The sequence below is a fragment of the Streptomyces sp. MBT65 genome (assembly GCF_016612545.1).
In the GTDB taxonomy this organism is placed as follows: domain Bacteria; phylum Actinomycetota; class Actinomycetes; order Streptomycetales; family Streptomycetaceae; genus Streptomyces.
Map to the genome: position 1 here is coordinate 1 of NZ_JAENRY010000470.1, position 4,474 is coordinate 4,474.

4 protein-coding genes and 1 pseudogene are annotated in these 4,474 nt (G+C 73.0%); 2 read left to right on the forward strand and 3 right to left on the reverse strand.

Features of this window, described 5'->3' with window-relative positions; translation table 11 throughout:
- Nucleotides 1-75 precede the first annotated feature (75 nt).
- On the forward strand, nt 76-1,080 hold the full coding sequence (locus tag JHN63_RS48315) for an O-antigen ligase family protein (RefSeq protein WP_374223018.1): 1,005 nt from the start codon (nt 76-78) through the stop codon (nt 1,078-1,080).
- 5 nt (nt 1,081-1,085) lie between these two features.
- Here the strand turns inward: JHN63_RS48315 and JHN63_RS48320 are convergent, their stop codons facing one another.
- Nucleotides 1,086-1,631, reverse strand: a complete 546-nt coding sequence (locus JHN63_RS48320; protein WP_200691494.1) for a hypothetical protein — start codon at nt 1,629-1,631, stop codon at nt 1,086-1,088.
- A gap of 106 nt (nt 1,632-1,737) precedes the next feature.
- The gene (locus JHN63_RS48325; protein ID WP_200691495.1) at nt 1,738-2,523 is read right to left on the reverse strand and encodes a glutamate racemase; all 786 of its coding nucleotides are present in this window, start codon (nt 2,521-2,523) and stop codon (nt 1,738-1,740) included.
- Nucleotides 2,524-2,580: 57 nt separating this feature from the next.
- On the opposite strand from JHN63_RS48325, the gene JHN63_RS48330 reads away from it, so the two are divergent.
- On the forward strand, nt 2,581-3,759 hold the full coding sequence (locus JHN63_RS48330; protein WP_200691496.1) for a glycosyltransferase: 1,179 nt from the start codon (nt 2,581-2,583) through the stop codon (nt 3,757-3,759).
- Nucleotides 3,760-3,763: 4 nt separating this feature from the next.
- Here JHN63_RS48330 and JHN63_RS48335 read toward each other — a convergent pair.
- Nucleotides 3,764-4,474 (reverse strand): annotated as a pseudogene (locus JHN63_RS48335) (Tellurium resistance); the annotation flags it as partial.

A 4,474-nucleotide genomic window follows, 5' to 3' on the forward strand; every position in this document is an offset into this window, starting at 1 on the left:
ACGTTTCGTCTTTCACTGTCGGCGACCGGTCCGGACGCCGACAGTGAAAGACGAAACGTTTCGGACGCGGCGGGCATCGCGGTGCTCGGCTCGTGTGCCGCGTGGTCGCTGATCACCGCGGCCATGCACGACGGCCGACCCGAGGGAGTGCTGCTCGCGGTTCTCGCGGTCGCCGCCGGTTACGCGTCGGGGCGGATCTCCGGGGCGCTCGTGCCGGTCGCCGCGCCCTGTGCGGGCGCGCTGGCCGGGCTCGGGCTGGCGCTGGCCGAGCCGCATCTCGCCCCGGGCCCCCAGTTCGCCGTGCCGCTGGGCCACGCGGGTGCGAGCGCGGCCCTGCTGACCCTGGCGGTGGGTTCCGCGTGCTGCTCAGCTTGGAGCGCGTCGGCACCGGCGCTACGGCTCGCGCTGTGGCTGCTGGCGGCCGGGATCACGGTCACCGCTGCTGTCCTGGGTTCGGTCACGGGATGCGTCCTGTCCGCGGCGGTGCTGCTGTGCTCGCTCGCCGCCGGCCGGATGCGCCACCGCGGTCGGGGCATCGCGGGCCTGGGCCTGGCCACGGCGCTGGTGACGGGCGCGACCTGGGCCGTCGCCGGAAACGTGCTCCCGGACGGGCTGACCGCGTCCCTGGAGGGCCAGTTGACCCCGCACCGCATCCAGTTGTGGCAGGACGCCCTGCACATGGCGCATCAGGACTCAGCCCTGGGCGTGGGCCCCGGGCGCTTCGGCGAACTGAGCAGCGCGGCGGCCGAGGCACTGCTGCCGGACGGCAAACCGCACTCCGCGCCGCTTCAACTGGCCGCCGAGCAGGGCATCGTCGGCGTACTCCTGCTGGCGGCTGCCTTCGGCTGGATCCTCCACGCGCTGTGGCGCACCACACGCTCCACGCCGATCGCGCTCACCGCGGGCGCCGCGCTGACGGGCCTCGCGCTCATCGCCTCGGTCGGCAACGCGCTGAGCTTCACCTCGGTGTCGGTCGGCGCCGGTTTCTTGGCTGGGCTGGCCACGGCCCACCCGATCGCCGAGGACGCCGCACGCACCGTACCGGACGCACACGCGCGTGGCGACCGACTGGCCCCCTGAAGGAGTCAGTGCACCGCGCCGGGCGCGGGCGGCGCCAGCCGGTCCGTGATGATCCGGACGGCCGCCTCCGCGTTGTCCACGGTGATCGTGAACGTGTGCCCGTCCCACAGCCGCAGCACGATGCCCTCGCCGCGCCGTACGACGACGGCGGTGCCCTTCTCGGGCCGCCAGCGGTAGCCCCAGCCGCCCCACTGGCGCGGGGTGACGTGCGGGGCGAACTCGGCGCCCGCGACGCTCGCGAGGGGGATGCGGCGGCGCGGCACACCGATGTGGCCGCAGCGCACTTCGAGGGACTCCGTGTCGACCTTCAGGCCGACGTGCACGAAGGCGAGTGTGCCGAACAGCATGAGCAGTCCGGCCGCGATGCACCCGACGACGGACATGGCGAGCGGGGCGACGCCGGACGTCCAGGCGGAGTCCACGGCCAGCTCGATGCCGAGCGCCATGCAGGCGGCACCGGCGAGCGCCAGCAGCCACTGGAACCGGTTGGTGGCGCGTCCGGTCCAGATCTCGGTCTGCGGGAAGGTTTCGTCGCGGGGGTGGTCCCTCATGCCTACGAGACTACTCAGGTTTCGCTCTGCGGGTACGGCGTTGCGCAGGGTGACCGTTTTGTGGGGCGATACGGCGAACGCGCGGCGTCCGGTTCGTCGCCGGTGGTCAGTGGGCGGGGGTGACGGCCCGCAGGAGCCGGCCCTCGGCGTAGATCGACGCGGCGGCGGGCAGCTCTCCCTCGCGGCCGTTCAGGAGCACTGTCAGGGTGCCGTCGGCCGGTGCCTCGGGTGCGGGCTTCTCACCGATCCGGCGCAGCGCCTGGGCGGCCACCGCGTCGGCGGAACCGTGCAGGACGAGCGGCGGGCGGTCGGGGCGCTGCACGGCAGCGCGGATGCGTTCGGCGACCAGCTCGTAATGGGTGCAGCCCAGGACGACGGTCGTTACATCGTCGGGGGTCAGCTCGGCGGCCGCGGCGACGGCGGCGTCGATGGCCGCCTCGTCCCCGTGTTCCACGGCTTCGGCCAGTCCCCAGCACGGGACCTCGGTGACCGGCACACCGTCGGCGAAGTCCTTGATGAGACCCCGCTGGTAGGGGCTGCCGGTGGTGGCGGGCGTCGCCCAGATCGCGAAGGGCGTGCCACCGGCCGCCGCCGGCTTGATCGCCGGGACCGTGCCGATGACCGGGATACCCGGCTCCAGGCGGTCACGCAGGGCCGTCAGGGCGCGCACGGTCGCGGTGTTGCAGCCGATGATCAGGACGTCGGGCCGGTGCGCGGCGGCCGCCGCGGCGACGTCCAGCGCGCGCCGGGTGACGTCCTCCGGTGTCCGTGGCCCCCAGGGCATGCCCTCGGGGTCCAGGGAGAGCACGAGATCCGCGTCGGGGCGCACCCGCCGTACCGCCGCGGTGGCCGCCAACAGACCGATTCCGGAGTCCATGAGCGCGATCTTCACCCGGCCACGATAGACGATGGCCTCGGTGGAGCCGCTCCCGTGGGGCAGACTGCGGCCGTGAGCGCCATCGTGTGGATCGCCGCCGGATCACTCGCCGCCTGGCTGTGGCTGCTGTTCTGTCAGGGCTTCTTCTGGCGCACGGACATCAGACTGCCGGCCCGCACCGACCCGGAGGACTGGCCGTCGGTCGGTGTGGTCGTCCCCGCCCGTGACGAGGCCGCCGTCCTGCCCGAGAGCCTGCCCTCGCTCCTCGCCCAGGACTATCCCGGGCGGGCGGAGATCTTCCTTGTCGACGACGGCAGTTCGGACGGCACCGGGGAACTGGCCCGCGCTCTGGCGTCCCGGCACGGCGGGCTGCCGCTGACCGTGGACTCGCCCGGTGAACCGCCCGCGGGCTGGACGGGCAAGCTGTGGGCCGTACGGCACGGTGTCGGTCTGGCACGCGCGCGTGATCCCGAGTACCTGCTGCTGACGGACGCGGACATCGCGCATCACCCGGACAGCCTGCGGGAGTTGGTGGCGGCGGCGCGCAGCGGCGGGTTCGACGCCGTGTCGCTGATGGCGCGGCTGCGCGTGGAGAGCCTGTGGGAGCGGCTCGTGGTGCCGGCGTTCGTCTACTTCTTCGCCCAGCTGTATCCGTTCCGCCGGATCGGCCGGAAGGGGACCCGTACCGCGGCCGCGGCGGGCGGCTGTGTGCTGCTGCGCGCCGACACCGCCGAACGGACGCGGATCCCGGACGCCATCCGGCACGCGGTGATCGACGACGTGGCGCTCGCCCGTGCCGTGAAGGGCGGCGGCGGTCACATCTGGCTGGGGCTCGCCGAGCGGGTCGACAGCGTGCGCCCGTATCCACGTCTGTACGACCTGTGGCGGATGGTCTCGCGCAGCGCGTACGCCCAGTTGCGGCACAACCCGCTGCTCCTGCTGGGCACCGTCCTCGGGTTGGCGCTGGTGTACCTCGTTCCGCCCGTGGCCCTGGTCGCGGGCCTGGCCGTCGGGAGCACGGCGACCGCGGTCCTCGGCGGTCTCGCGTGGCTGGTGATGACGGGGACGTACATCCCGATGCTGCGTTACTACGGGCAGCCGCTGTGGCTCGCTCCCCTGTTGCCGATCACCGCGTTTCTGTACCTCCTGATGACCGTCGATTCCGCGGTGCAGCACTACAGGGGGCGCGGTGCGGCCTGGAAGGGCCGTACCTACGCGCGTCCCGACGCCGTCGTCGGCGACGAGAGCTGAGCGGTCACTTGCGGCCCGGGGTCCAGTTCATGCCCCACCCGTAGACACGGTCGACGGTCCGCTGCGGGCTCACCCCGCGGTCGGGGACGAGGTACTGGACCTCGCGCTGGACGACGAGATCGCCTCCGGTGTTGGTGATCAGGGCGAGCGCGCACACCGTGGAGGGCACCGTGCACTCGTCGAGCGAGAAGTCGATCGCGGCGCCGTGCTGCGGCTGGAGGGTGACCGTGGCGTGCAGGTCGGCGAAGGAACGGGCGCCTTCGTAGATGGTCACGAAGACGAGGATGCGCCGGAAGTCCCGGATGTGGTCCAGGTTGATGGTGAGGTTCTCACCGCTCGCCGACGCGCCGCTGCGGTCGTCGCCGTCGAGGTGGATGTACGGGGGCCGCTGCAAGGAGCCGAACGCGTTGCCGAGGGCCTGGACGACGCCCTTGCGGCCGTCGGCGAGTTCGTACAGGGCGCACAGGTCGAGGTCGAGGTCCGCGTGCATCGCGACCGCCCGGCCGCGCTTGCTGCCCCAGCCCGAGAACTGCTTGCGCACCTCCCAGTTGAGGTTCACGCGCATGGCGCCCGATGTGCCGCCCTGCTTGGTCAGGGAGACCGAGGGGGCCGCCTTGGTGAGCGTCACCTTGGTCAGCCGTACGGGGGCCGCCGGAGGGGGCGCGGGCGGGCCCGCGGGCGGAGCCATGGGCATGGGCGGGGGCAGATTCACGGG

Excerpts from the sequence above, each read along its gene's own strand:
- JHN63_RS48320 (WP_200691494.1), bottom strand. The coding sequence starts at position 1,631 with ATGAGGGACCACCCCCGCGACGAAACCTTCCCGCAGACCGAGATCTGG.